This is a genomic window from Novosphingobium aquimarinum (genome assembly GCF_009746585.1).
GTDB lineage: Bacteria > Pseudomonadota > Alphaproteobacteria > Sphingomonadales > Sphingomonadaceae > Novosphingobium > Novosphingobium aquimarinum.
In genome coordinates this window covers 32,861-57,645 of record NZ_WRPO01000012.1, presented here as the reverse complement: position 1 = coordinate 57,645, position 24,785 = coordinate 32,861, and the positions used below count along the sequence as shown (strand labels likewise).

At 65.9% G+C, this 24,785-nt stretch carries 23 protein-coding genes and 2 tRNA genes; 8 read left to right on the top strand and 17 right to left on the bottom strand.

Translation table 11 applies throughout. From position 1 onward, the window contains the following. Positions 1-81: 81 nt before the first annotated feature. The 6 genes from GQO94_RS12880 to tssK are packed head-to-tail and all read right to left on the bottom strand — an operon-like array spanning position 82 to position 8,074. A complete protein-coding gene (locus GQO94_RS12880; protein WP_156841950.1) occupies positions 82-873 on the bottom strand; it encodes a PP2C family protein-serine/threonine phosphatase in 792 nt (263 codons plus the stop codon). Further along, on the bottom strand, positions 863-1,420 hold the full coding sequence (tagF, locus tag GQO94_RS12875) for a type VI secretion system-associated protein TagF (RefSeq protein WP_198045959.1): 558 nt from the start codon (positions 1,418-1,420) through the stop codon (positions 863-865). The genes GQO94_RS12880 and tagF overlap by 11 nt, the downstream gene beginning before the upstream one ends. Further along, the gene (locus GQO94_RS21040) at positions 1,417-2,016 is read right to left on the bottom strand and encodes a type VI secretion IcmF C-terminal domain-containing protein (protein WP_232332925.1); all 600 of its coding nucleotides are present in this window, start codon (positions 2,014-2,016) and stop codon (positions 1,417-1,419) included. The genes tagF and GQO94_RS21040 overlap by 4 nt, the downstream gene beginning before the upstream one ends. Then, on the bottom strand, positions 1,995-4,934 hold the full coding sequence (tssM, locus tag GQO94_RS12870) for a type VI secretion system membrane subunit TssM (protein WP_232332924.1): 2,940 nt from the start codon (positions 4,932-4,934) through the stop codon (positions 1,995-1,997). The genes GQO94_RS21040 and tssM overlap by 22 nt, the downstream gene beginning before the upstream one ends. Next, the gene (gene icmH / locus GQO94_RS12865; protein WP_232332923.1) at positions 4,931-6,691 is read right to left on the bottom strand and encodes a type IVB secretion system protein IcmH/DotU; all 1,761 of its coding nucleotides are present in this window, start codon (positions 6,689-6,691) and stop codon (positions 4,931-4,933) included. The genes tssM and icmH overlap by 4 nt, the downstream gene beginning before the upstream one ends. Before the next feature lie 39 nt (positions 6,692-6,730). Beyond that, the gene (tssK, locus tag GQO94_RS12860) at positions 6,731-8,074 is read right to left on the bottom strand and encodes a type VI secretion system baseplate subunit TssK (protein WP_156841948.1); all 1,344 of its coding nucleotides are present in this window, start codon (positions 8,072-8,074) and stop codon (positions 6,731-6,733) included. Between the two features lie 130 nt (positions 8,075-8,204). Between tssK and GQO94_RS12855 the strand changes: the two genes are divergently transcribed. After that, on the top strand, positions 8,205-9,707 hold the full coding sequence (locus GQO94_RS12855; RefSeq protein WP_156841947.1) for a M23 family metallopeptidase: 1,503 nt from the start codon (positions 8,205-8,207) through the stop codon (positions 9,705-9,707). A 12-nt stretch (positions 9,708-9,719) separates the two neighbouring features. On the opposite strand, the gene GQO94_RS12850 is transcribed toward GQO94_RS12855, so the two are convergent. The 3 genes from GQO94_RS12850 to GQO94_RS12840 form a co-directional block, all read right to left on the bottom strand. Beyond that, entirely contained in the window at positions 9,720-10,595 is an 876-nt protein-coding gene (locus GQO94_RS12850; RefSeq protein ID WP_156841946.1) for a CPBP family intramembrane glutamic endopeptidase, read from the bottom strand. Between the two features lie 24 nt (positions 10,596-10,619). Continuing rightward, the gene (locus GQO94_RS12845) at positions 10,620-10,889 is read right to left on the bottom strand and encodes a PAAR domain-containing protein (protein WP_232332922.1); all 270 of its coding nucleotides are present in this window, start codon (positions 10,887-10,889) and stop codon (positions 10,620-10,622) included. 67 nt (positions 10,890-10,956) lie between these two features. Beyond that, complete coding sequence (locus GQO94_RS12840; RefSeq protein WP_198045958.1) at positions 10,957-11,604, bottom strand: OmpA family protein; 648 nt, start codon at positions 11,602-11,604, stop codon at positions 10,957-10,959. A 238-nt stretch (positions 11,605-11,842) separates the two neighbouring features. Here GQO94_RS12840 and GQO94_RS12835 point away from each other — a divergent pair, with 238 nt between their 5' ends. The 3 genes from GQO94_RS12835 to aroQ all read left to right on the top strand — a co-directional run bounded on the left by GQO94_RS12835 (position 11,843) and on the right by aroQ (position 13,252). Beyond that, the gene (locus GQO94_RS12835; protein ID WP_156841945.1) at positions 11,843-12,256 is read left to right on the top strand and encodes a holin family protein; all 414 of its coding nucleotides are present in this window, start codon (positions 11,843-11,845) and stop codon (positions 12,254-12,256) included. A 106-nt stretch (positions 12,257-12,362) separates the two neighbouring features. Further along, positions 12,363-12,731, top strand: coding sequence for a hypothetical protein (locus GQO94_RS12830; RefSeq protein WP_156841944.1), 369 nt, complete (start codon positions 12,363-12,365; stop codon positions 12,729-12,731). Positions 12,732-12,811: 80 nt separating this feature from the next. Next, on the top strand, positions 12,812-13,252 hold the full coding sequence (gene aroQ / locus GQO94_RS12825; protein WP_156841943.1) for a type II 3-dehydroquinate dehydratase: 441 nt from the start codon (positions 12,812-12,814) through the stop codon (positions 13,250-13,252). 37 nt (positions 13,253-13,289) lie between these two features. On the opposite strand, the gene GQO94_RS12820 is transcribed toward aroQ, so the two are convergent. Next, positions 13,290-13,754: an Lrp/AsnC family transcriptional regulator gene (locus tag GQO94_RS12820; protein WP_156841942.1), complete on the bottom strand. Its 465-nt coding sequence runs from the start codon at positions 13,752-13,754 to the stop codon at positions 13,290-13,292. Positions 13,755-13,983: 229 nt separating this feature from the next. On the opposite strand from GQO94_RS12820, the gene GQO94_RS12815 reads away from it, so the two are divergent. The 4 genes from GQO94_RS12815 (at position 13,984) to GQO94_RS12800 (ending at position 17,094) form a co-directional block, all read left to right on the top strand. Continuing rightward, positions 13,984-15,807, top strand: coding sequence for an ATP-binding protein (locus tag GQO94_RS12815; protein ID WP_156841941.1), 1,824 nt, complete (start codon positions 13,984-13,986; stop codon positions 15,805-15,807). Between the two features lie 41 nt (positions 15,808-15,848). Then, complete coding sequence (locus tag GQO94_RS12810) at positions 15,849-16,853, top strand: polysaccharide deacetylase family protein (RefSeq protein ID WP_156841940.1); 1,005 nt, start codon at positions 15,849-15,851, stop codon at positions 16,851-16,853. A 65-nt stretch (positions 16,854-16,918) separates the two neighbouring features. Further along, positions 16,919-16,994, top strand: a tRNA-Ile gene (locus tag GQO94_RS12805). 23 nt (positions 16,995-17,017) lie between these two features. Beyond that, positions 17,018-17,094: transfer RNA gene (locus tag GQO94_RS12800), tRNA-Pro, on the top strand. Between the two features lie 117 nt (positions 17,095-17,211). On the opposite strand, the gene GQO94_RS12795 is transcribed toward GQO94_RS12800, so the two are convergent. From GQO94_RS12795 to GQO94_RS12765, 7 genes are all read right to left on the bottom strand, one after another. Then, complete coding sequence (locus GQO94_RS12795) at positions 17,212-18,222, bottom strand: type II secretion system F family protein (RefSeq protein ID WP_156841939.1); 1,011 nt, start codon at positions 18,220-18,222, stop codon at positions 17,212-17,214. A gap of 20 nt (positions 18,223-18,242) precedes the next feature. Further along, positions 18,243-19,214, bottom strand: coding sequence for a type II secretion system F family protein (locus GQO94_RS12790; protein WP_156841938.1), 972 nt, complete (start codon positions 19,212-19,214; stop codon positions 18,243-18,245). Between the two features lie 68 nt (positions 19,215-19,282). After that, positions 19,283-20,578, bottom strand: a complete 1,296-nt coding sequence (locus tag GQO94_RS12785; RefSeq protein ID WP_156841937.1) for a pilus assembly protein CpaE — start codon at positions 20,576-20,578, stop codon at positions 19,283-19,285. Positions 20,579-20,581: 3 nt separating this feature from the next. After that, positions 20,582-21,241, bottom strand: a complete 660-nt coding sequence (locus GQO94_RS12780; RefSeq protein ID WP_156842008.1) for a CpaD family pilus assembly protein — start codon at positions 21,239-21,241, stop codon at positions 20,582-20,584. Positions 21,242-21,261: 20 nt separating this feature from the next. Further along, positions 21,262-22,878, bottom strand: a complete 1,617-nt coding sequence (locus GQO94_RS12775) for a type II and III secretion system protein family protein (RefSeq protein WP_156841936.1) — start codon at positions 22,876-22,878, stop codon at positions 21,262-21,264. Positions 22,879-22,928: 50 nt separating this feature from the next. After that, positions 22,929-23,960 carry a Flp pilus assembly protein CpaB gene (gene cpaB / locus GQO94_RS12770; protein ID WP_156841935.1) on the bottom strand — a complete coding sequence of 344 codons (1,032 nt, stop codon included), beginning with the start codon at positions 23,958-23,960 and terminating at the stop codon, positions 22,929-22,931. 69 nt (positions 23,961-24,029) lie between these two features. Beyond that, positions 24,030-24,740: an A24 family peptidase gene (locus GQO94_RS12765; RefSeq protein WP_156841934.1), complete on the bottom strand. Its 711-nt coding sequence runs from the start codon at positions 24,738-24,740 to the stop codon at positions 24,030-24,032. Between the last annotated feature and the right edge of the window lie 45 nt (positions 24,741-24,785).

Below are 24,785 nucleotides of genomic sequence, written 5' to 3'. Positions count from 1 at the left end.
CCGCGCGGCCGCGGCTGCATCCGCCAGGCTTGAGCCGGACGATCTACCGACGCGCCTCGCTGGCCTGCATGTCCGTGCAAGTCAGGGAGCTGTCCCGGCGTCCGGAGCGCCACTCTCCATTCGGTTCGTATCTGTCTGCTTCGCCTGAAGCTGCGTCGCTTCGCCGACGTCGATCGCCACGATCGAAACGTTGTCGGGCGCACCGCGTTCGAGCACCATATCCAGCAATGTCGCGACGGCGCCGTCCGTACGCCGCTCGGTCAGGACGCGCGCGATTTCGTCGTTGCCGAGCAGGCAGGTGAGGCCATCGCTGCACAGCAGGAAGACGTCCCCGGCGACGGTCCAGTCGGCGACGATGTCGACTTGCACCTCCTCCATCACGCCGACCGCGCGCGAGAGCATGTTGCGCATTGCATGGTTCTCCGCCTCGGCCGGATCGAGCAGACCCTGCTCAACCATGTCCTGCACGCGCGAATGATCGACGGTGAGTTGGTAGAGCTGCCGGTCGCGCAGCAGGTACGCGCGGCTGTCGCCCACCCAGATCACCGCGAAGCGATCATCGCGCACATGCAGCGCGACGACCGTACTGCCCATTTGCTCGCCACGGCTCTGCGACTCGGCAAAGATCGTGCGGTTGGCGGCATGAATGCGATCGGCCAGCGCATGACAGGCGGCCTCGAAGTCATCGCCGACTGGGCCTTCGGCGAGACTGGCGGCGATCACGGAGGAGGCCCACTCGCCCTTGGCGTGCCCGCCCATCCCGTCGGCCACCGCCCAGACATTCGCCTGCGGACAATCGCAGATCGCATCTTCGTTGACGCTGCGCACTTTGCCGCAATGCGTCACGGCGGACCCGTCGAGCTTAAGCTGCATCGTCACCCCCGTCCGGCGATAGGGCGAGCATCTGCGAAACGAGATCCGGGGGACGCGCTCCGTTGGTCTCGCTCACGATGCCGCCTTCCAGGTCGGTCACCCACCAGCGTGGCAATTCCGGCGGGCTGTCGGCTTTGCCGGTCCCGACCGCGCATTCGCCAAGCCGATCCAGTCTAGCAAGCACGTCGTCCGCGTCGAGCCCTTCGCCGATCGCGGCGTAAAGCACTTCGAGCACATCGCCGGCCAGCGACTCTGCGGCTTCGCCATTGGGCGCCGCGCACACGGCATAGACGGGATAGCGCCGCCCCGCCTTGTCCGCAGACGGGCTGACTGCGCCCGCGTGCCAGCCGGCATCGTCGCACCCTGCGAACAACCAGGGCGCGGCGCGATCGAACCGGTCGCGCCAGTCGTCCGCGAACCGCTCCTGCGCCGCAATGAGCGAGTCCGAAAGCCATGCGTCGATTGCCGCCTGGGCTTGCCCATCGAAGCCCCGGCAGACGAAATCGCCATGCGCCGGCAGCTTGCCGAAGAGCGCGGCGCCGCTCACAGCGTCGTCGGGCAGCGGAACGACCAGAGGCCGCCGCGGCTGAACGGGTTCGATTCGCCGGGCAGAGTGATGGCGAAGCGCGCGGACTGGCCGTTGCGGTCAAAAGTGACGGTGATCCGCCGCTCCCCGTCATTGCTCATCCGGCCTGCGTCCATCAGCCGGAACAGCGCCCAGGGCCCGTCGGTCTCGATTTTCGCCGTCTCCTTGAGCGGAGCGGGGGCGCCGCCCTCGGCCCCCTCGCTTGCTTCGGGCGCAAAGAAGGTGACCGAGGCTTCGGGCAAGCTGCCGGCGCCGGCCCACACGATGTTACGGGGCGTGCCGCCGGTCTCCTTGAAACGGTAGGTCGTACCGCCCGAGGAGAACTGAACTTCGGAAACATCGGCGGATTTGCCCGTCAGTTGCACCTTGAGCGGCACGCCGGAGAGCAGCAGATCGCGCACCGCCAGCGCCTTGGCGAAGCTTTGCGGGCTGGTGGGATCGAGCGAAGCGGTCAGCGGGTCATCGCGCACCCAGCGCCAGACGGGGCCCTCGCGATCGATCAGCGGAGCCAGCCTGTCCGAAACGAAGCCGTCGATCAGGCCCCCGCTGCCGAACACGCGCTGGAGGTCGGCGAGGGAGGCATCCTCGTCCGACGATCCGAAAAAGGGTATTTGTCCGTGGCGACCTCCCGGCACGCCGGCATCACGGATTGGGTATAGGCGTCCGTGATCGCGCCCGTGGCAGCGCTGATCCGCGCGGTGCTGCCGCGCTGCGTCGCCTCTTTGACAAATTCCTGAAGTTGCGGCGGGGCGCCGGCGGCGGCGGCCTGCACTTCGGCCATCGCCGAGGCCGCGCCCGCCTGCGTCGCATCGGCCCCGCCGCCGCCGCCGATGGATTCGGCCGCGATGATCGCCTTGCCCGCCTGCTTGATTGCATCGACCAGTTCGTCGACTTCGCCGGCGCGCTTGCCGTCGCCGGTGTAATCGTGGAGCGGGCGGAAGTAGGCAGTGATCTCGCTTGCCGCATCGAGCCCGCTCGGCCCGTCGGTGCGCAAGTTGCGCGCGAGGCGGCCAGTGGAGGAACGCGCCAGCCCGCGATCGACCAGCTGCTTGCCAAGCGCGGTCGCGCCGCCTTCGAAAATGGTGTTCTTGCGCAGTTCGGACAGGACCTTCTTGAGCGGCGACGGGCTCTTGGTGATCGCACCGAAGGCGACCGGATCGGAGAAGTAGGCGCCCGGCTCGAGCGAGGTTATGGTCTTGTCCCAGGCCGCGATGTAATCGGTGGCATAGAGGTTGGCGATGCCGGGGCGCAGATCGCCGATCTCGGACAGCAAGCCTTCGTTCTTCGCGTCCGGCCCGAACATCCACAAGTCCTTGCGCAAGTCGGCGGCGACCGTGGCGAGGCCGACGATATAACGCTGCTCGTACCCGGCCCGCGTGAAGAAGAACGGAATCTGGATCGCCATGACTCGGTTCGGGTCGGCGAAGGCCAGTGCATCACCTTGCGAGAGCACGTTCGACATCCGCCACGGCGACTTGCCGGCATTGGCCTGCTGCCGCATCAGCGCATAGCCGCGCTCGGCAGCGGACAGGGTCAGGATGCTGGCGCGCGATGCGGCGACCAGTTCGCCGTCGAGTGGCGCGCTGCGTCCGGCCCATACGGTGGTGAGGTTGCGGTCGGTCAGCAGCGCCTTGAGATGCGCGTTGAGCTGCTGGCGTTCGCGCGCACGGTCGGCGCCCGGATAGACTTCGGTCGCCCAGTCGCGCATCACCCAGGCTTCCACCGCATCCTCGTCCATCGGGCCCTTGCCGCCGAGGATGAGGTAGGTCTTGAGTGGCTCGTAGAGCGCCAGCGGGTCCTGCCGGTTGCTGCGCATGTAGTCTTCGAGCCGCAGGATCAGGCGGGGCAGCATGACTCGGCGCAGCGCGTCGCGATAGGTTTCGGCGGCCTGGTCGGCGAGCCCTTCCTGGAACAGCCCGAAACGCATGGTCCAGGGCGGCCCGCCCTCCAGTTGGCTGGCATAGCCGTATGGCAGGTTGCGCAGCGCATTGAGCAGCGGCAGCGCGCTCGCGAGATCGGCGTCGCTGGCGCGGACTTGCCGCATGTCGATGCCTTGCTCGCCCTTGATCCGCTCGGCCGCCGCGGCCTGCGCGACGAGATCGTTCTGGAACGTGCGGTTCTTGGCGAAGCTGACGCCCCAGGCGACCAGCGTCAGCGCGGTGAACACGCCGATCGCGCCGAGGATCGAGGCGAGGATCGCGCGGTTCCGCGCCTGCGCCTTGGGGTCAGTGACGACCAGCCCGGCCTCGGGGATCATCACTTCGCGCACGAGCCGGTTGAGGAAGTAGGCGCGGCCCTGCTGCGGGTTCGAGACGACCTGATCGACGTCGTAGACTTCGGCCATGCTCGACATGATGCGGTCGAGCGGCGTGCCTTCCTGGACGCCACTGGCGAAGTAGAACCCCCGCAGCCGTCCGGTCTGCGCCTCGGGCGCATCGAGGAAAGCCCCGTCGATGAAGCGCATCACCCGCGCGCGGATCGATTGCAGCTGCGACGGGAATCCCAGGATCAGGCTGCGGCGGTTCTGGTCGGGTTCCTCGAGCAGGCGCTTGGGCTGGCGGTCGATCGCGGCCTGGGCCATCTCGTCGAAGGCCTTGGCGATCTGGCTGGAATTGTAGCGGCCCGCAGCATAGTCGAAGGTCGAGCCAAGCACCGCGCGCCGGCCCTCGACATCGAGATCGGCGTAGTACTCGGTCATCCCGGCGAGCAAGTCGGCCTTGGTGATAACGAGGTAGATCGGTGGCGCGACTTCCAGCGTGCGGCGCAGTTCGGCGAGGCGGCGGCGCACGGCGGCGGCGTGGCGATCGATCGCGGCGCAATCGGCACCGACCAGTTCGTCGACACCGATCGCGACGAGAATGCCGTTCACCGGCTGCAGCGGACGGTGCTTCTTGAGCAGCCCGAGGAACCGGCCCCAACCGCGGCTGTCGACCTCCTCGTCCGAATCCTGCGAGGTGTAGCGGCCGGCGGTATCGACCAGCACGGCTTCGTCGGCGAACCAGAAATCGAGATTGCGGGTCCCGCCAAGGCCCTTGGCCGATTGTTCGGCGAAGGGGAACCGCAGGCCCGAATTGAGCAGCGCGGTCGTCTTGCCGGCGCCGGGCGGGCCGATGATGACGTACCAGGGGCGGTTGTAGAGGTAATTGCGGCGCTCGCCAGTCGCTTCGCGCAGCGAGGCCAGCGCCTTGCCCATGCGCTCGCCAAGCAGCTTTTCTTCCTCGTCAGCGGCGCTTGGCGGATTGAGTTCCTGTTCCAGCGCCTTGGCCGCCGTGCGCGCCTTGCGGATGCGCAGGAACACGAAGATCAGCCAGATGCCGATCACCGCACCCGAAAGGCTCAGCCGGATCCACAGCGGCTGCATTTGCGGCAGCACCATCGGCAGCCCGACCGACAGCGTCAGGCACAGCAGCACGACGACCGTGATCGTCAGCACCCACCAGTTGGTGAAAAGCCGATGGAAGAACCCGCGGATCATTGGACGCCCTCGTTCGAGCGGCGCGGGACGACGACCTCGACGCGGCGATTGAGCGATTTGCCTTCGGCGTTGGCGTTGCTCGCGACCGGGCGAGTCTCGCCAAAGCCCTTGGGTTCGATCCTCTCCACTCTGGTGATCTCGTCGCGCAGGATCTTCGCGACCGTTTCTGCGCGCGCTTCGGACAGCGCCATGTTGTCCGGGAAGGCAAGATTGCCCGAGATCTTGTCACTGTCCGAATGGCCCTCGACCGTGACGAAGCCGCTCTTGTCCTGCTCGATCGCTTGCCCGATGCGGCGGAACAGAGCTTCGCGTCCGGGCTCGAGCTGGTCGGAACCCGATTCGAACAGCTGGCCGACGGTGGTGCGCACGCGGACGGTCTGCGAATCTTCCTCGACCTTCACCAGGCCTTGTTCGATCTCGGGCGCAAGGAAGCGTCGCAGACCGGCGGCTTGCGCGCTCGGCCCTTCGGGCGGCAGCGCGCTCGCCTCGCGGGAGAGCGAGAGCGGATCGCCTTCGTTGATGCCGCCGAGCCGATCCCACGGCGCGTCGCCCGAGAACATCAGGATCAGGCGCAAGACGATGTAGACCAGCAGCAGGAAACCCGCCGCGGCCGCCAGGCCCAGCAGCACGTAGTTCCAGAAGTTGATACGGCTTGCCGGCGCATTCTCGCCCCGCCAGCGCGGCGAGAGCTCGGTCATCGACAGCGAACGGACGTGGTCGAGCGCGCCGTTGAGCCGCGTCATGATTTCCTGCAGCCGCTGGCGACCGTCGGGCATGCGACGGAAGCGGCCTTCGAATCCGGCGGCGATGCAGGCGTGGAACAGCTCGATCAGGTCGTAATTCTCGCGCGGGCTGCGCAGCAGATCATCGACCAGTTGCCAGAAGCGGTCACCGCCGATGTTCTCGCGGAAAAACTGCACCACCATCGAGCGGCGCGCCCATTCGGCACCGTCGGTCGTCGAATAGGCAAGGTTCTGGGCGATGTCGTCGATCGTGGCGCAGACGGCGTATTTGGCGCGCTGCTTCTGCTCCTCGGTGTGGCGGGTGGAGGCCATGATCGCGCGTTCGAAGCGGGCGATCGCGGCAGTCACTTCGCGATGGAACTGCTGCATCGGCGCGCGTACGCGGCCGGCGCGGATCGAGGCGGCGAGGGACAATGCGGGCAGTGCTTCGTCGAGGATGACATTGCGCACGACGCGCGGTTCGTCGGGGAGAGGGACGTCGTCGTCGCCCAGCCGCGAGGGCGCCATGCCCGGCGGCGGCTGGTCGGGCCGCCCGGCCGGTGCCTGTGGCGGGGCGGCGGGCGCATTCCAAGGGTTCGACTGCGGCGCGGGCTGGCGGCCGAACGTGTCCGGATCGGGCGCCTGCTCGAAGCCCGCGCGCTGTGAGGCGTTGCCCCACTGGTTGTCCGCCGGAGACGGTTGCGGCGCACCCCATCCGCTCGAAGGTCCGGGGGGCGGCGGTGGCGCACCCCAGGGGTTCTGGCCGGGGGCGGGCGGTGGTGATGCGGGCGTTTGAGGTGAGGGAGGTGGCGGTGCCGGCTGCGAAGGCGACCCGCCGGGCGGGCTACCCCATCCGCCCGTTGCTGGTGCAGGCGGCGGTGGTGGCTGGGGCGGGCTGCCCCACCCACCGGGCGACGGCGGCGGTGCCGGCTGTGCCGTTCCGGACTTGGCGTTGCGCGCATTCTGCAACGGCGAGGGACGGAACACGGTCTTGTTCCGGTCGGGAGGTCCGCTCTCGTCGTTGCCGTTGCTCATCGTCCCTCACGATCCCGCACTCGTCCGGCGCAGGCCGTTTCAGCTCCTCTCGCTTTTGACACACCACAATTCGAGTTTGAGTTCGTGCCATTCTCCGGCGACGTGCATGCACAGCGCCGGGGTCTGCTGGAATTCGTCCCATTCGGGCACGCCGCGGTCGAGTTCGAAATAGACGTAGCCGGGCAGCACCCGGATCTGCGGCGGCGGGGTCGGCGCATGGCGGATCGGCACACCGACCAGCGAGGAATCGACCACCGACTGGATCTTCTGCAGCGTCGCGATCTTGACCACCGAGGGGAAGGCCGCGCGGATTTCCTCGACATTGGCAAGGGCGGAAACCGCCAGGAAGAAGTACCCGGTGCGAAACTGCGTGTGATCGGTAATCGTCGCCGCATAAGCGCCGGGGCCGACCTGCTTGAGCGGCAACTGCACCGCCGATCGATCGAACACCGCCGAAAGCATCGATTGCAGCAGACTGTAGACGACCGAGAAGCAGGTCTCCGGATTCTCGTGATCGTAGCGCGGCAGCGTCGGCGGCTTGCGATCGGAGCGGATCAGCGTCGCCAGCTCGCCCGCCATCGAGCCGAGCGACTGGTAGAGCCGTTCGGGATGAATCATCGGCATCGCTTCGAGATGCTGGAGATGCGGGATCCATCGGTTCAGCGTCTGCAGCAGCAGGAAACTGGAAAAGGTCTCCGCGCCGCCTTCGGTTGCCTCGACGGCGCGCAGGGCCAGTTCGGTGGCGCGCTGTTCGGCCCGGCCGATGATGTCGACGAGGCCGCCTTGCAGCGCCGGGGCCGAGGCGATGTCGAGCGTGGGCGGCACGTAACGATTGTCGAAGCGCAGTGCCTTGTTATCGACCTCGCGTATCCGTGCGAGCCCGAGCGTGATCCGGCCGTAGAGCTGCTCGCGCGTGACTCCGAAGCGCAAGTTGGGCCGCCCCACCTCCAAAATCTCGGACGCGCGCTCGCTCGAAAAGCTGTCGAGGATTTCGGCTTCCTCGACCAGGAAGCGGGCGTCGATCGCACGCGTCTCCTGCGCTTCGGCGAATTCGAGCGCGCCGTCCTGCCGGGCGGGAAGCGTGAGACTGACCAGCGCGTCGCGCACGTCGCCCGGAATATCGATCGGTTCGGGCGGCGGCATCGTTCCGGGAATCGAGAACGGCGTGCCGTCGGGCATGATGCCCGAACAGCGCGCGACGGCGAACTTGCCGATCCCGGCGAGTTCTTCGTCGATGACGATTTCGGTGATGCCCCAGTTCCAGGGCTGAGCGGCATTGAGGCGCATGTTGATCAGCGCCGTGAAATAACGGTCCTGTTCCTGGAAATGCTGCGGGCGCAGGAACATGCCTTCGCGCCATGCAACCCTATTGTTCTCAGACAACAGCCAACCCCCAATAGCGGCCCACCGCGAGGAGCATAGCAAGATCAGGCCCTAACGAAAGTCTCGAAACGACAAGGACTGCCAGGGAAGGGATGTTATTTTTCTCACATTGACGTGATAACTTGCAGTCATGGTTTCCTCGTCCGGTAACGACGCGAATTTCGATCCGCGCACCTGGTTGAAGTCAGGAGATGGCCTCGGCGGGGGCGCCGGACCGGATTCGAAGGAAGGGCGAGTCGGCACCTCCGACGAGGTCGCCGCCCCCGACGAGTTCGCAGCCGGGCAGGCGTCCTTCGATCCGCGCACCTGGGGCGGCGATGGTTCGCCGACCGGAGCCGAGAAGGCTACGGCAGCGACGGCCGCTTTGCACCAGTCGCGGCGGTTCGGTCTGGCGCTCGCCGGCTTGCTGGCTTGCGGGGTCATGGCAGGTGGGCTGTTGTTCTGGTCCAGTCACGCGCCGGTTTCGGACTTGCCGGCAGTTACCGGATCGGATGTGCCTCCTGCAGCGGGCAGCGAGTCCAGCAATTCAGCACCGCAACCGCAGACGTCCGGCGAAAGCCTGCGCACTCTCAAGCTCGCCTCGTCGCAAGACGTTGCCAGCTCGCTGCGAGCTGCAGGTATCGATGCCGACATGGCCGAAAAGGCCTCGGCCCTGGTCCGCGAAGCGATCGCGCCGGGAACCGAGCTCGATCTGGAGTTCGCGCTGGGAGAAGGGGAGCGGCTGCTCTGGCTGGCGGCGATGCGACCCGATGGCTCCGGCACCAGAATTACCGCGAGCGTGGCAGGCTTGCGCGCGCAGCCGCTGGCTGTGGCGGTCAAGCGCAAGGTCACGGTGGTGCGCGGTGAACTCGATACCGACAGCTTCTACAGTTCGGCGGTCTCGGCCGGCGTCGTCGACAGCCTCATCAGCGACTTCGCCAACGCCTTCGCGTTCGATTTCGACTTGCAGCGCGAGGTGTCTCCGGGCGACATTTTCGAAGTGGCCTTCGCGGAGAAGGTCAACGCGCGCGGTGAGCGGGTGGGGCGGCCCGAACTGCTCTATGTCTCGCTCGCCACGGAGGCGAAGTCCAAGGAGCTGTACCGCTTCGCGCCGCCGGGCCAGACCAAACCCGGCTGGTTCGATGCAAACGGCGTCAGCACCGTGAAAGCGTTCATGCGTACGCCGATCGACGGCGCGCGCATCACCTCGAAGTTCGGCATGCGCTTCCATCCGGTGCTCAAATATAATCGGCTTCACGGGGGCACCGATTTCGCCGCGCCGGTCGGCACGCCGATTTATGCCGCTGCGCAAGGCAGGATCATCTCGGCCTCGCCCAGCCGCTGCGCCGGCAACATGGTGATCATCGCGCACGAGAGCGGCTACGAGACGCGCTACTTCCACCTCAGCCGCTATGCCGAAGGGGCGCGCGCCGGGCAGCAAGTCGCGCAAGGCACGACGATCGGCTATGTCGGCAATACCGGTACATGCACCACGGGCCCGCACTTGCATTATGAAGTGCACATTCAGGGCAAGAAGGTGGATCCGCTCAGCATCGATACCGGCAAGAGCGAGCGCCTGGAAGGCAACGCGCTCAAGGCCTTCTTCGAGACTCGGGATGCGATCGACGTGGCGCGGGCCGACGCAGCGACCTGATCTTGAGCGTCCCTATGTGGAAGCGACCGGCCGGGTGGTTCTGTCGCGCGCGCCGGCGAGGGCGATCACGGCCAGCACGAGCACCAGCGCCGCAGTCATCGCCACGGACGCATTGAGCCCTTGAGGTCCCCCGCCGAGCCACTCGGGGCCAGCGAGGTCCAGGTCGACGAGGCTTCCGAAGACCGGCGAACCGGGATTGGGGACCAACCCAAACAGCGATTCCTCGCTCACGTTCCACACGTAGTGGAATGCGAAAGACGCCAGGATCCCGCCACTGCGAAGCGCGAGAAGCCCCATCACCAGCCCGCCGAGAAAGAGGTTCGCGATCGTCAGAAATCCCTCGGCGCCGCCCGCCAGATGTAGCAGCGCGAACGCGAGCGCGGACAGGCTGACGCCCATCGCGGGCCCCCAGGTCTCGGCGAGCACAGGCTGGACCCAGCCGCGGAAGACGACCTCCTCGGCCAGAACTTGCAGCACGCTCAGCAGCAGTGCGAGCCAGACGAAACCGGCTTGCGGCGATCCTCCACCCAGCAGAACCGCATCACCGAAGACGCAGACTGCAAGGCAGACGAGCATGCCGAACGCGCCCAGGCTCGAACCGATGGCGAGGGCGCGAGCGGGCTGGGCGCCACGATGCAGCGGCCTCACTCCGAAGAGCCGACCGCCGATCCAGCCGCACAGAAGCATTCCGCCATAGAGCAGCACGGTGAATAAGCCGACGACGGCCCGGTCGTCGTCTCCGAGCGCGCCGCTCTCGATCACGGCCGCAAAGGCGCGATTGCCCGCGAGGATGAGCAGCCATAAGGCCAATGGCGCCGCGACAAGCGTATTGATCGCGCGCCACGCGTCAGTCTCGGTCGCAACCGGCGCCGGCCCGACCTCAGGCATGATTTGCGCAGACGCCGGGCACGGTCACCCCAACCCGATGAGGACCGTGGGGTACCCGGTGACGAGCGCGCCTCCCGCGCCAGTAAGATCGGCGATGCGCGCCGCCGGCATCCCGCCGACCAGGACCGTGAACGCGCCCGTCACGATCGGATCGACGCCGGCTGTGCAGACACACACGTCGGTGATGCGAGCCTGCGGCATGCTGCCGGTGAGCACGGTCGGCCATCCGGTACTGACCGGGCCGGACGGGCAGACAGGGCAAGCGTGGATATCGGTGATCCTCGATGCGGGCATACCCACCATGGTTCTGTCTCCCCTTCAGCCAAGCGATACCGCGCGGTTCGCTTCCATCGCGCCCAATTCAGTCGATGCGTTCGACCTCGACGCGGCGGTTGCGTGGATCGTACGGCGACTTGCCGGGCAGGACTTCTTCGTAAGCGCGACCGACCGTCTCGATGCGAGAGCGATCGACGCCGACAGTCGCAAGATAGTCTGCTGCAGCATCGGCGCGTTGCTGCGACAAGCGCTGGTTGATCGCGAGACTGCCAGACTTGTCGGTATGCCCGCTGATACGGATACGTTTGTCGCGATTGGCCGGGTTATTCATCGCCGTGCCAAGATTGCGCAGATTGACCTTGGATTGCGGCGAGAGCGCATAGGACCCGAGCTTGAATTGCAGCGGCAATTCCCTCGCCTGCGCGGCGCGCGGCGTCGTGAGACCAGCCGAAGCTGGCGCAGGTCGCGCCGGGCGGGCCTTGGTGATCGCCGCCTTCGGCTGCGGTGCGGATTTCGTTTCGCCATTCGTCGGCCGGACGAATGTGAAGCCACGCGTATTGCTCGTTCGCGGGCATTTGGTCGAGGCTTCGTCGCAAGCGGAGGCTTCCTCGCCCGCCAGCAGATCTTCGGCATCCTCGGTCGAAAATTCGGCGACGTCGCGCTGGGCCGTTGCCGGGCTTGGCAAAGCCATCGATGCCGCCGCGGCGGCCAGTCCGAGAGTGATCTTGTGCATGGGCAGGTCCCATTTCTCTTCGGGGGAAAGGGACTTTAGGCATTTCGCGTGAAGTTGACAACGGCGACTTAGAATGGGGTGGGAGCGGCAACTTGCTGGATTGTACATCGCCTCGAGTTTTGTTCGCGAGTAATTCGAGCTCATGTACGCGAAGCATACTCGGATCGCGCTTTTTCCATTTTCCTACTCGCACCCAGTCCACTAAATGGTTCGGCTCCATCAGCGCGGAGCGAACTTCATGGCCATTCTCGAAACCCTGATCGGCCCTCTCGCCAGGATCCTCGACAAGATCATTGCCGATCCCGAAGAGCGCGCGCGGGCCAAGCTGGAATTGCTCAAACTGGAAAATTCGCGCGACATGGAACAGCTCCAGACGCAGCTTTCCGCGATCCTCGCGGAGGCGGGATCCAGCGATCCGTGGACCAGCCGCGCCCGCCCGAGCTTCCTCTATGTGATGTATGCGATGATCCTGTGGGCCATGCCGATGGGGCTGATCGCCGCATTCAGCCCGCACACGGCAAGCGCGATTGCGGAGGGCATGACCGGTTATCTCGGGGGACTGCCTGAACCGCTCTACGCTTTGTTCGGGACAGGCTACCTGGGCTATTCGGCGATGCGCCAGTGGGGCAAAGTGAAGGGCGCCGACCGCTGAGCGTAGGGCGGTCTTGCATCCGGGACTTTTAGCGAAACCTAACGATTGGACCTCTATAGAGCCGCAACGCGCCATGGTGGCGCCAGGCTCGAAGGGAGTGATTGCTGTGCGGCTGAACGGGGCTCGATGGCTGCTGGCTGCTTTGTGCCCGCTCGCACTGAGCGCTTGCGGCAATGAGGCTCGCGAAAAGGAATTGAGCGCGCAACTGGCCCAGGCACAGCAAGAAGCGCAGGAGGCCAAAGCCAGCGCGGCAGAGGCGCAGCGCGCCGCGGCGCAGGCGGCATCGAATGGCGCGGGCCTGTCCGACTTCTACGGTTCGGACGGCGAAGGCGACGAGGGATTCTCGCCCGAGCCGGACGATATGCCCGACGAGACCGATCCCTCCGACGGGTTCGACAGCGGCAGCGATGTCGATATTCCCTTCGCGGACGAGGCCATGAGCGACGAGAGCGTCGAGGTGGTTCCGCAAGTCTGAACCCAAATCACGTGGGCTGCGCGCTTGCCTATTGCTGGCGCCAGCGGCTAGGGCAGGGGCGCCCCAGCAGGAAAGCCCTGATGACTCAAGCTTGCGTCTACGTACTCAACGGCCCCAATCTCAATCTGCTCGGAACGCGCGAACCCGAAATCTATGGCGCGGACACGCTCGACGATATCGCGGCAAAGCTGACGGAGCGCGCCGAGGCGCTCGCCCTCACGATCGAGATGCGCCAATCCAATCACGAGGGACACTTGGTCGACTGGCTGCACGAAGCGCAGGCCGAGGATGCCGCGGCCGTGATCCTCAATGCCGGGGCCTTCACGCATACCAGCATCGCCCTACTCGACGCGATCCGCTCGATCCGCACGCCGGTGATCGAAGTCCACTTGTCGAATCCCCATGCCCGCGAGGCATTTCGCCACAAGAGCTACGTCGGGATGGCGGCCAAGGGAACGATCTGCGGGTTCGGGGCGGACAGCTATCTGCTCGCGCTCGATGCGGCGGCGAAGCTCAAATAGCGCGGGTGGGAGCGGCTCCGAAAAATGCGGAGACTGATCAGCCGAGCGGCACGCCCGGTACGTTCTTCGCGGTCCGGATCGTCAGCGAAGTCTTCACGCTGTCGACGTTTGGCGCGGGCGTCAGCTTGGACGTGAGGAATTCCTGGAAGCTCTGCAAGTCGCGGCTGACGATCTTGAGGATGAAGTCGATCTCGCCGTTGAGCATGTGGCACTCGCGCACTTCGGGAAGGCTGCCCATGTGTTCCTCGAATTGGCGCAGCGCTTCTTCGGCCTGGCTCTTGAGGCTGACGAGCGCGAAGACCGTGATCGTGAACCCCAGCTTCGAGGCATCCAGATCGGCATGATAGCCGCGAATGATGCCCTCTTCCTCCAGGCTGCGCACGCGCCGCAGGCACGGCGGCGCGGTCAGCCCGACGCGCTGAGCGAGTTCGACATTGGTGATGCGGCCCTCGCTCTGCAGCTCGGCGAGCAGCTTGCGATCGATTTCGTCAAGATTGATCATGATCTGCTATCCTAGCACCGGCGCATGTCGCACCAAGGTTTGCGATTGGAATTTCCACAGGTCATGAGCCGGGAAACTAGCAATATTATTATTTCCTAGCGAAATCGTCCCGCTTTGCAACGGCCTTTGCGCGCCATCTTCCGATCGTCGGCGGCTTTGCTAGAAGGCACGCTTGAGACAACCCACGCCCTATCGCGCTTGCCGCGTGAGAGCGGCCTGCGGAGCACTGATGCACTTCGATGATCGCCTTGCCACGGTACTGAACCTGCCGGTCCGCAGCGAGGCGCTCGCGTGGATCCAGTATCGTCAGCTGATCGACATCCTCGGCAGATGGCCCGGCGGATCGCCGGCCTCCGCCTCGCCCGCGGTCGATGCGGCCTATGCGCGGCTCGAAGCGCTGGGGCGGCGTCTGCCGTCCTCGCGCCGCGCCGCCGTGCTTGAGGAACCGGGCCTCAGCATCGCCAATCCCGAGCTGCTGGCCCGGTTAGTCCTCGATAAGCCCGAAGTGGCTGCGGCCGCCATCCGCGCCGGCGATCTCGACGAGACGCAGTGGCTGGAACTCATTCCCGCGCTTCCGGTGAGGGCGCGCGGCATTCTTCGCCATCGGCGCGATCTGCCGCCGAGAGTCGTTGCCCTGCTCGAACGTCTCGGCATCACCGATCGCGGTCTCCCGGCAGGCGAGGCAATCGTCGCGATGCCGGAACCCGAGCCGCTGGAATTGGTCGAACCGTTAGACTCTTCGATCGAGGCCGAGCCCGCTGCCGAGCCGGAGGAGATCGAACTCACGCCGCAGCCCATTCCCGCCGAATTGCGCCGCGAGAACGTCGTCGCCTTCGGCCCGCGACCCGTGGGCCGGCCGACGCTCGAACCCGGGATCGGCGACATCGTCCGGCGGATCGAGGAATTTCGCGCCAGTCGCCACAGCAAGCCCGCGCCTGTGCCGCAGTCCGATCATCCGCTGCTCCCGCTCGACGACATGCAGGCGGCGGCTTCCCCGATCGCCTGCTTCGACTTCACCACCGACGCCCACGGCCGGATCGACTGGGCGGATCCCGGGCTCGCAGCCATGGTGGTGGGCGCCGAGATCGCGCCTGCCGAAGTCTCCGCAGGCGGGATGCAGACCGGCTCTGTCCACGAGCTGTTCCGCAGGCGCCAGCCGCTGCGCAATCACTCCCTGGTCCTGGAAGGCGCGGCCGAGATCGCCGGCGACTGGCGGATCGATGCAAGCCCGCGCTTCGATGGCAGCTCGGGGCACTTCTCCGGCTATCTGGGGCGCGCCCGCCGTGCGCTTCCTGCCGTGTCCGATGCGGGCGATGCCGCGGGACGTGACAGCGAGCATGACCGGATGCGGCAGGTCTTGCACGAACTGCGCACGCCCGCCAACGCGATCCAGTTCGCGGCCGGCTTCATCCAGCAGGAAATGGGCGGCGCGATCGCGCACGATTACCGCGCGCTGGCCGCCGCGATCCTCGGCGATATCGCCCAGATCCTGGCCGGCTTCGACGAGCTCGACCGGCTGGTGCGTCTCGAAACCGGGGCAATCTCGCTGGGAGATGGGCCATGCGACATGGTGACGGTGGTGCGATCGGGCATCGCCCGCCTGGCGGCATGGTCCCAATCGAAAGGGAGCGGGTTCGAGCTGTCTGGCCGGGGGACGCTGCTTGCGGCGATCGAAGGCGGCGATGCGGAACAGCTCGTTCGCCGCATCCTGGCAGCGATGGCGTGGCACAGCGGCACGGGCGAAATCCTGCCCATTTCCTGCGAGGAATCCGAAGGCCGCGTGACGATCACGGTGGGCTTGCCGTCCGCCTTGGCCGATCCGGAAGCCTGGGACGCGGCGCTGGCCGCTGGCGGTCCGCCCTTGAACGAATCCCCGCTTACGGGCCGCTTCGGTTTCGGCTTCACGCTCCGGCTCGCGCAGGCCGAAGCGGCGGGCGCGGGCGGCACGCTCGAACGCGATGACAACACTCTCAAACTGAGCCTGCCCGGGTTGACCGCGCTGGATCACGGCCATAGCCACGCGGAATATCCGAAGTCGTCGCAGTCTGCCTGAATGGTTTGCGAGACGCGACCGCGGACGTGGGGGGCAGAGCCGTGGCGGTAACTAGTTTGCTGGATTTGCCGAAAGGAAGCGACTTCGTTTCCTTCGATCCGGCATTTGGCCAGCGCTTCGTCATCACGGTCGATGTCGAGGAAGAGTTCGATTGGTCGAAACCGATCCAGCGAGAACAGTTCGGGCTCGCGACCGTGCCGGCTTTGCGCAAGTTCCAGCAATTCTGTGAAGGTTTCGGCGTCGTGCCGATCTATATGGTCGACTTTCCGGTCGCCACATCGAAGATCGCAGCCGACATTCTCGGTGAGGCGGCGCGGGCAGGGCGCGCCGAGATCGGGGTCCAGCTCCACCCCTGGGTCAACCCGCCCTTCGACGAGGAAGTGACCGAATACAACAGCTACGCCGGCAATCTGCCGGTCGAAACCGAGCGCGCGAAGTTGCTGCATTTGCGCGATACGATCGAAAAGAACCTCGGCGTAGCACCGGTCATCTATCGCGCGGGCCGCTATGGCCTCGGGCAGCATACCGCGGGCCTGCTGCGTGAGGCGGGCATTGCCATCGACACGTCGGTCCGATCCCGGTTCGATTACAGTCAGACCGGCGGCCCGAACTATCGCAATCATCCGCTGCGGCCGTACTGGGTGGGCGAGGACCGGTCGCTCCTCGAACTGCCGCTGACCACGGTCTACTGGGGGCCGCTGCGCCAGCTCGGCCACACCATCTACCCCCAGCTGTGGCGCGCCCCGTCGCTGCGCGGCCTGCTGGCGCGTTCGGGCCTGCTCGAGCGGATCTCGCTGACGCCCGAAGGAATCACCGCGGAAGAAGCCTTGCGCGGCACCGACATCGCTCTCGACGAAGGCCTGGAAGTGCTGGTCTATTCTTTCCACAGTCCGTCCCTGGCACCCGGGCACACACCCTATGTGCGCAGCGAGGCCGATCTCGACGGCTTCTACGATTGGTGGCGCACGGTCTTCTCCCACCTCGAACGACGCGGCGCGCGCCCCGCCAGCGTTGCCGACATCATGGGTTCGGTGACGCTTGCCTAGCGAGACGAGGGGCGGTAACGGGCGTTGTCCGGCACCCGCCACGCTGGACGTGGTGTCGCGGGTCAGGGCCTGTAGCTCAGCGGTTAGAGCTGGCCGCTCATAACGGCTAGGTCGCGGGTTCGAATCCTGCCGGGCCCACCACCGCCGCGACGGCGAAGAACGGTCGGGGAGTAGCGCAGCCTGGTAGCGCATCTGCTTTGGGAGCAGAGGGTCGCAGGTTCGAATCCTGTCTCCCCGACCAACTTCGGTTTATCCTCGGCGAAGAGGCCCCGCCTGCTTCCGCATCATCAGCCGCAAAGCGTCCAAAAGCAGTGGCCGGTCGGAGGATTTCGTACCTGTCGCCTCTGGTGTGGCCCGGCTAGTTCGAGCCGGGACCGCCGTCCGAGAAGGCATCCGCGATCGAGCAGGCGGCCGGGCCGAGAATCACGATGAACAGGCACGGCAGGATGAACAGGATCAGCGGTACGGTCATGATCGCAGGCAGGCGCGCGGCCTTTTCCTCGGCGCGCATCATGCGTTCGTTGCGGAATTCGGCGGAAAGCACGCGCAGCGCCGAAGCCAGCGGGGTGCCGTAGCGCTCGGTCTGGATCATCGTCGTGACCACGCCCTTGATCGCTTCGAGATCGACGCGCCAGGCGAGATTTTCGAAGGCGGCGCGGCGTTCGGTCAGGAAGGACAACTCGATCGAGGTCAGCGAGAACTCGTCGCCCAGTTCGGGATAGGCGCGGCCCAGTTCGCGGGCGACGCGCTCGAAGGCAGCATCGACCGTGAGACCCGCCTCGGCGCAGATCACCAGCAAGTCGAGCGCGTCGGGTAGACCCTTGCGGATCGCGTCGGTGCGCTTCTTGACCAAGTTGGTGATGTAGATGTCGGGCGCCTTGTAGCCGAAGCCCAGCATCACCGCGAAGGCGGCGAACTTCTTCATCGAACCCCATTCGGGGAAATAATCGATCACGTAGATCATCAAGATCGCGGTCACGCCGAGCACGATCGGCAGCACGAGACGCCCGAAGACGACGGCGACGGCCCATTCCTTCTTGCGGATACCGGCTTGCGCCAGCCGCTGCTCGATCTGCTTGATCTGGCTGTCCTGCAGCACTTTGAGCCCGGACAGAAACTGGCCCATGCGATCGGTAGTGTCGTTCCGCCGGACGAGACTGGCGCGTTTGCGGGCGCCGACGCTAATGCCCGCCTTGAGCTGCTCGCGGCGCTCGTTGAGCGCCTTGACGCGCTTGGCCATCGGATCCTTGACGGTGACGGCTGCATAGATCGCGAGCATCGCCGCCATCGCCGCCACCATCACCAGGATAGTGCCGACGAAGATCACGTCGAAGCCAAGTAGAGTGGGGCCGGCCGGTTGGGTCGTCATGAAGTGTCCTGCCTACCCGCTCAGATCTCGAAACTGACCATCTTGGCCATGATGAAGGCGCCGATGCTCATCCAGGTGAGGCCGCCAAGCCCGGTGACGATCAGGCGATCGTCCGAAAAGAAGCCGGTGAGGTACTTGGGGTTGACCCACCAGACCATGAGGAAGACGATGAACGGCAAGGCGCCGACGATGTAGGCGGAAGCCTTCGATTCCGAGCTCATTGCCCGGATCTTGAGCTTCATCTGCGACCGCTTGCGCAGCACGTCGGCGAGGTTCGCCAGCGTCTCGGCGAGGTTGCCGCCCGTCTCACGTTGAATCGCCAGGGTAATGCAGAAGAAGTTGAACTCGGGCATCGCCAGGCGGTCCGCGGTGTCCTGCAGCGCGTCCTCCATCGTCTTGCCGATCTTGATGCGCTCGGTGATCAGCTTGAATTCCTGCCCCACCGGACCCGGCACTTCGGTCGCTACGACACTGAGCGTCTCGGTCACCGGCAGGCCCGAGCGCAAGCCGCGCACGAGCAGTTCGATCGCATCGGGAAACTTGCTGGTGAAGGTGTTGTAGCGTTTCTTGATGAGGAAGTTGACGACGAAGTGCGGGATCCCCGCGCCGCCCAGCAGTCCCACAGCCAGCGCGAGCAGCGGGGCGCCGCTCTTGAAGAAGACCACGATCGTCAGCACGGCCATGATTCCGGCCGAGGCATAGACATACTGCGTCAGTGTCCAGTCCTTGCCGGTGCGGTGGAGGCGCAGGGCCAGTGCATCGATGCGAGAGGTAGAATTGGCGGAGGCGCGCCGCTGCGGTTTGCGCGAGGCGACCGCCTTGCGCATCTGCGCTTCGACCCTGTCCTTGGCGTTGTTCGAGTGGCGAAACCGCACTGCTTGCAGGCGGCGCGCGGACTCCTTCGTGGCCGATGGGCCAGACAGCAGCACGTAACCGATGACCATGATGCTCATCACGCCGGCGGCGAACAGCAGTAGCTGGATCAGGCTCATCGGTTTCGTCCGTTACTCGTCGTTTAGCGCGGGTGGGCGGGCCGTGCGGTCGCTCACCCTTGGCGCTGTCATTCGGCCGCCTGAACGGCTGCGTTGGCGTTTTTGGCCTTGCCCTTCCGAGGCATGAGCGACTTGAGGTCGAACTTGCCCAGCAGCGAGCTCTTGGAGCTCGCGGAGATGGCGGCCTCGTCTTCGCTCGATCCCTGCACTTTGGCCGCAATCTCGCGCAGCGCGGCGGCCGCGCGTGTCGAGCGGTTGGCTTCGGCGAACGTCTGCCCCAGTTTGGCGGCGTTGCTGGCGGCCTTGAGGTCGAAAGGGATCGTCACGTCGATCGTGGTTTCGATCGAGGCCTCGAAATCGGCCTTGCTGATCTCCGCCAGGCTGGCCTGAAGCTTGTTGAGCGTGACCAGCACATGGGTTTGCGGCGCATTGGCTCTGAGCCAGGAGAGCAGGCGGATCGTATCGCGGGCGGAAGCCAGCGTCAGTTCGGTGACCAGCACCACCACGTTCACGTTGCCGAGCAGCTGCGGGAAATTGATGAGCATGTTGCGCGGCAAATCGATCACGGTCATCTCGAAGGCCTGCCGGAACTCTTCCTCGAGCTGGACGAACGCAGCGCCGTCGGTCAGCAGCGGCGAGTTGATCGGCGCTTCGGCGGAGAGGATCGCGAGATTGTCGTTCGCGCGGATCATTGCGCGTTCGATGAACAGGCCGTCGATGCGGCTGGGATTCTCGATCGCGTCGGTCAGGCCGCGCCCCGGCTCCAGGTCGAGCGAAAGTGCGCCGGTCCCGAAGTGAATGTCGAGATCGAGCAGCGCCGTCGGCAGCCGCGCGTCCTTACTGAACAGCCAGGCGAGCGAGGATGCGATGGTCGATCCGCCGACGCCGCCGCGCGTGCCGATCACCGCAGTCGTGATGTGGGTCTTGCCGCCGCCGCTGGCCTGTTCCTTCGGCGCGGCGAAGACAGCCTGGGCCTGCTGCAGCGCATCGCGCAATTGGCCCGACGAAAGCGGTTTGAGCAGATAGTCGTGAATGCCGCTGGCAATGAGGTCGCGATAGAGCCGGACGTCGTTGACCTGCCCGACCGCGACCACGATCGTGCCGGGTTCGCAGACTTCGGCCAGTCCGTTGATGTCGTTGAGCGGGTCGCCGCTCTCCGACAAGTCGACCATCAGGATGTTCGGGCTCGCCGTGATCGAGAGCGACTGGACGGCGTTGCGCAGGCCGCCCTTGTTGCACTTTTCGGGCTGCCAGCCGAGTTCGATCGCAACCGGGCGCAGCACGTCGATCGATGCCTCGTCGCAAAGGTAGGCCGCAAATTGGTCGCGTCCGCCCTGCGATCCGGGTTTAAAGGGTGCGTTCATGGATCAGTTCCCTCCGGTGCCGGTGCCGCCGCTCGCGAGCCCGCCTTCGCCGGACGGCTTCTGGCTGCGATAGCTGGTGATGGCCTTGGTCGAGCTCATCACTACGGTCTCGCCCGTGCCTTCGGCGCCGTGCAGCAGGTGCTCGGGATTGGCGACCATCGAGGCGAGGTTGGAGTTGACCGCGCAACCGTAGTTGCTGCTCGTCGCATTGCCGAGATTGACGTCGGACTTTGCCGACCAGTCCGGGCAGCCCGGCACGCTGGCCTTGTGGCGGCTGATGACGACGCGGGCGGCGCCGTTGTTGACGTATCCTGCCGTTGCCGGCGCGCCTTCGCGCTCCAGAAGAATGCCGTAGCGCGAGACGATCGTCTCGATCGCATTGCGAGTGGCGGTCGAGTTCATCGGATCGTCGATGTAGACGCGGTCCCCATAGCTCAGATCCATCGCTTCGAACCAGCCGGCGAGGCGGCGCTGCTCGCCAAAGGACATGCCGCCCGAGTTGGCGGCGACGTCGAGCGTGTAATTGACCTGCTCGACCACCGGCTGGTGGACCGAATAGAGCGAGCGGTTGCTGGGCATGCCGCCGCAACCGGCCAGCGTCAGGCCCAGCGAGAGGGCGAGGGCGATGCCCGCGATGCGCACCGTCGGCTTCCGTGCGGTCATGGTCTGGTTCATCGGCTCTCTCACTTCAGGCTGAAGCCGGGCGCGGCGGCGCTGGCGTTGCGGTCGGACTTGCGGCGCTTGGACTTGCCGGAACTGGCCTCGGGCGCAATCATGCTGACGCCGGGCGCAGGCGCGGACTGCAGCGGCGCGGCAGTTGGTTTGGGACGCTCGATATCGCCGCCTGAGCTGTCCATGTTGCCGAGGATACGCTGCAGTTCGTTAGGCGCCTTGTAGCCGTCGGTCGGCAGCTTGACGTCGTTCGCATCCACCGGATTGACGAGATACGGGGTGACGATGATCACCAGCTCGGTCTCGCCGCGGCGGTAGCTGGTCGAGCGGAACAGCGAACCCAGGATCGGCAAGTCGCCGGCACCGGGGGTCTTGTCGATCTGGTTCTGCGAATTGTTGCTCATCAGGCCCGCGATCATGAAGCTCTGGCCCGAGCCCAGTTCGACCGTGGTTTCGGCGCGGCGAATGGTCAGCGCCGGAATCTGGAAGCCGTTCAGCGTCACCGCGCCCTGGCTCGATAGCTCGGAGACTTCGGGGCGCACGCGGATCGAGATGCGGCCGTTCGAGAGCACCGTCGGCGAATAGGCCAGGCTGACGCCGTACTTGCGGTATTCGACGGCGGTGGCCCCGAGACCCTGGCTGATCGGGATCGGGAACTCGCCGCCGGCGAGGAACTCGGCGGTCTCGCCCGAAAGCGCGGTCAGGTTCGGTTGCGAGATCGTGGTGACGAGGCCCACGCGCTCGCCAAGGTCCAGCGCGGAGGAAATGTCGATCCCGGCGATCTTGCCGGCCAGATTGATTGCCGACTGCCCTTCGACAGGCTTGAAGGTATAGGCCGAACCCGAGTTGGGCAGCACGAACTGGCCCGTCGTCGTATTGAACGGCAGGCTGAGCGAGCCGGCCGGAAGGCCGTAGAGCGAAGACGCGTCGAGTTTCGGGAAGGCGCTGGTATCGAAATTACCGATCGTGCCGAAATTGCGCCCGCGCGAGAAGCCGAACTGAAATCCGCCGGTGGTGTCGCGCGTGAGGATGTTGGTCCCGATCTCGCGGACCAGCGAGCGGCTGACCTCGGCGAAGCGGACCTGCAGATTGACTTGCAGCGGCGTGGCCATGCGCAGCCGGCTGATCACGTTCGATCCCTCGCCGACATAGGCGGCAACGAGGCGCTCTGCCTCGGCGGCGTCTTCGGGCGATTTGACCGTACCGGTCAGCAGAAAGGTGTTGGTGCCCATCGACGAGACTCCGATCTGCGCTTCCGGCATCGCCAGGCGCAGCATCGAATCGACGCTGTCGAAGTTGGAGCCGACGCGCACGTTGGCCGACCAGATGACATCGCCCGAAGCGTTGCTGGCATAGACCGTCGTGGTGCCGCCGGCCTTGCCGAAGACGTAGAGCTGGCGGGTCGACTTGATCTGCACGTCCGCGATCGAATCGTTAGCGACGAAGACGTCGGCCATCGTGCCCGGCACGCTGATCAACTGGCCGTTGCCGATCGACAGCGAAATGTCGGACGCCGGCTTGATCACCGATTGCGCGGCGGCCGGGGCGGTCAGGAGAGCGCAGGGCGCGAGGGCGCAGGCCGCACTCATGAGAGCCCTGGGCAGGATCTGGGAGAGACGCGATGTCATGTTCGGGCCCTTCGTGGGGTTGGAACGCTTGATTGGGATGAGGGCCATGGTCACTTGCCCACCGGTTCTGCAGTCGTTTCCTTGCCGCGTGTCACGTTCACCACCGGTCCGCGCGGCGTCGCGGGGGCCGCCACGCCCTGCGGCGGGGTCGGGATGCCCGACGTCTGCGCCATCGCCGTCATCGCGCGGCTGACGGATTCGTCGCGCGTGCTGGGGCGTGTCGAACGCTGGAAGCGCGAGACATCGCCGCCGGTGACGTAGGTGGTCGAGCCTTCGACGGGGCGGTTGGCGGCTTCGCGCAGCAGGCGCTCTTCTTCTTCGGGCGAAGCGCCCTCGGGAACCTTGACCTGGCCGCTGGCGAGGATCTGCTCGAACTGCGCCTGGTTGTCCGCCAGCGAGCGCAGCGACAGGCTGAGCGTGCCGATGGTCTGCGCGACGGCGACCTTCTCGCCGATGCGCGGCGTCACTTCGAGCGTGACCGTGCGGAAGGCGCGGACCACCGTCTTGCCGTCGACCGATTCGGTTTCGGTCGACTGGTCGGTGGCGAGCACGCGCAGATTGCGCAGGATCGTCTCGGAAGCCTTGAGCGAATCGCCTTCGGTGCCCTTGACCTGCTGGGTCAGCACCAGATCGACATGGTCGCCCGGAAACACGAACCCGCCCACGCCGGTCTTGGCGGAGACAGGAATGGTGACGGCGCGCATGCCGGGGCCAAGCGCGGCGGCCAGGAAGCCGCGATCGCCCGGCGCGACGAGCGTCCCTTGGGTGACCGGTTGGCCGGCCGTGATCGGGAAGCGCACGACAGTGCCGAGCAGTTTGCTCATGTCGGCTTCGCCGTCGATGTAATAGGCGTCCTTGACCAGTTCCTTGGGCCAGTCCTGGAAGGAAATGGCGTCCGCCGTGATGATCGTGCCAGCCGGAAGCGCCCGCTGCGCGACGAGAACCTTGGGACCTTGCGGAACAGGAGCAACCGCCTCTGCCTTGGGGGCGGAGGCGCCCATGAATAGCGATCTGGCTGCAAGCGCCGTTCCCGCCGCAATCAGCAGCGCGAATACCAGCAGCACCAGCTTCTTCTTGTCCATGGCTTGGTCAGCCCCCTGAAAACACCGAATTTATGTGACGTACTTCGGGCAAATTGGTTAAAATCGAGTTCAACTTAAATTCGAGCCGGCAGGTCCTGCGAAAAGGAACCGGTCCGTCAGCACCCAGAGACCCGCCGCGGAGATCGCGACGCCGTAGGGAATCGACAGGTTGGATTTCTGCCGTCGCAAGATGTGCGACAGGCCAAGCGCGACGATCGCCAGGACTGCGAGCACGAGCAGCATCAGGCGCCAGCCTGCGGGTACGATCCCGGCCAGCGTGTCCGCCATGGCGGGGCTCAACCACGGCGTCCCGGTGGCAAGCCCCCAGCAGGCCGCGCCGGCGAAACCGACCCAGGCCAGGGCAGCGAAAGTCGCCGCGACTTGGCGCATCGCTTCACCGGGGCGCCGGTCCATGTTGAAGAACGCCATCGCGATCGAGGCGCCGCCGCCGATCATCGCCATCATCATGACGAGCTGGAGAAAGCTCGAAGGGACGAACCACAGCGCCAGCGCAGTGATCAGCTTGACGTCGCCGCCACCCATCTGACGCGCCGCGAACAGCGCACAGGCGACCACGAACGTGGCGAGGGCGAGGCCGATCTGGAACGCGACGCCTGCCCAGTCGAGGCCGCTCGCCAGCCAGAACAGCGGCGCGGTCGCTGCGACGGCCAGGTTGAGCCAATTGTCGATCTGCCGGCGACGAAGGTCGGTAAAGGCCGCGAAGGCGAGTGCCATTGCCAATGCCGCAAGCAGTGCGTACGAGAATAGGCCGCCGTTCATGGTCTTTGCAGTGGTCCCCCAAATAGGGAGACGATCTAGCGATCA

Excerpts from the sequence above, each read along its gene's own strand:
- GQO94_RS12880 (WP_156841950.1), bottom strand. The coding sequence starts at position 873 with ATGCAGCTTAAGCTCGACGGGTCCGCCGTGACGCATTGCGGCAAAGTG.
- tssM (WP_232332924.1), bottom strand. The coding sequence starts at position 4,934 with ATGATCCGCGGGTTCTTCCATCGGCTTTTCACCAACTGGTGGGTGCTG.
- icmH (WP_232332923.1), bottom strand. The coding sequence starts at position 6,691 with ATGAGCAACGGCAACGACGAGAGCGGACCTCCCGACCGGAACAAGACC.
- GQO94_RS12855 (WP_156841947.1), top strand. The coding sequence starts at position 8,205 with ATGGTTTCCTCGTCCGGTAACGACGCGAATTTCGATCCGCGCACCTGG.
- GQO94_RS12850 (WP_156841946.1), bottom strand. The coding sequence starts at position 10,595 with ATGCCTGAGGTCGGGCCGGCGCCGGTTGCGACCGAGACTGACGCGTGG.
- GQO94_RS12845 (WP_232332922.1), bottom strand. The coding sequence starts at position 10,889 with ATGCCCGCATCGAGGATCACCGATATCCACGCTTGCCCTGTCTGCCCG.
- GQO94_RS12840 (WP_198045958.1), bottom strand. The coding sequence starts at position 11,604 with ATGCACAAGATCACTCTCGGACTGGCCGCCGCGGCGGCATCGATGGCT.
- GQO94_RS12835 (WP_156841945.1), top strand. The coding sequence starts at position 11,843 with ATGGCCATTCTCGAAACCCTGATCGGCCCTCTCGCCAGGATCCTCGAC.
- aroQ (WP_156841943.1), top strand. The coding sequence starts at position 12,812 with ATGACTCAAGCTTGCGTCTACGTACTCAACGGCCCCAATCTCAATCTG.
- GQO94_RS12820 (WP_156841942.1), bottom strand. The coding sequence starts at position 13,754 with ATGATCAATCTTGACGAAATCGATCGCAAGCTGCTCGCCGAGCTGCAG.
- GQO94_RS12815 (WP_156841941.1), top strand. The coding sequence starts at position 13,984 with ATGCACTTCGATGATCGCCTTGCCACGGTACTGAACCTGCCGGTCCGC.
- GQO94_RS12795 (WP_156841939.1), bottom strand. The coding sequence starts at position 18,222 with ATGACGACCCAACCGGCCGGCCCCACTCTACTTGGCTTCGACGTGATC.
- GQO94_RS12790 (WP_156841938.1), bottom strand. The coding sequence starts at position 19,214 with ATGAGCCTGATCCAGCTACTGCTGTTCGCCGCCGGCGTGATGAGCATC.
- GQO94_RS12785 (WP_156841937.1), bottom strand. The coding sequence starts at position 20,578 with ATGAACGCACCCTTTAAACCCGGATCGCAGGGCGGACGCGACCAATTT.
- GQO94_RS12780 (WP_156842008.1), bottom strand. The coding sequence starts at position 21,241 with ATGACCGCACGGAAGCCGACGGTGCGCATCGCGGGCATCGCCCTCGCC.
- GQO94_RS12775 (WP_156841936.1), bottom strand. The coding sequence starts at position 22,878 with ATGACATCGCGTCTCTCCCAGATCCTGCCCAGGGCTCTCATGAGTGCG.
- cpaB (WP_156841935.1), bottom strand. The coding sequence starts at position 23,960 with ATGGACAAGAAGAAGCTGGTGCTGCTGGTATTCGCGCTGCTGATTGCG.
- GQO94_RS12765 (WP_156841934.1), bottom strand. The coding sequence starts at position 24,740 with ATGAACGGCGGCCTATTCTCGTACGCACTGCTTGCGGCATTGGCAATG.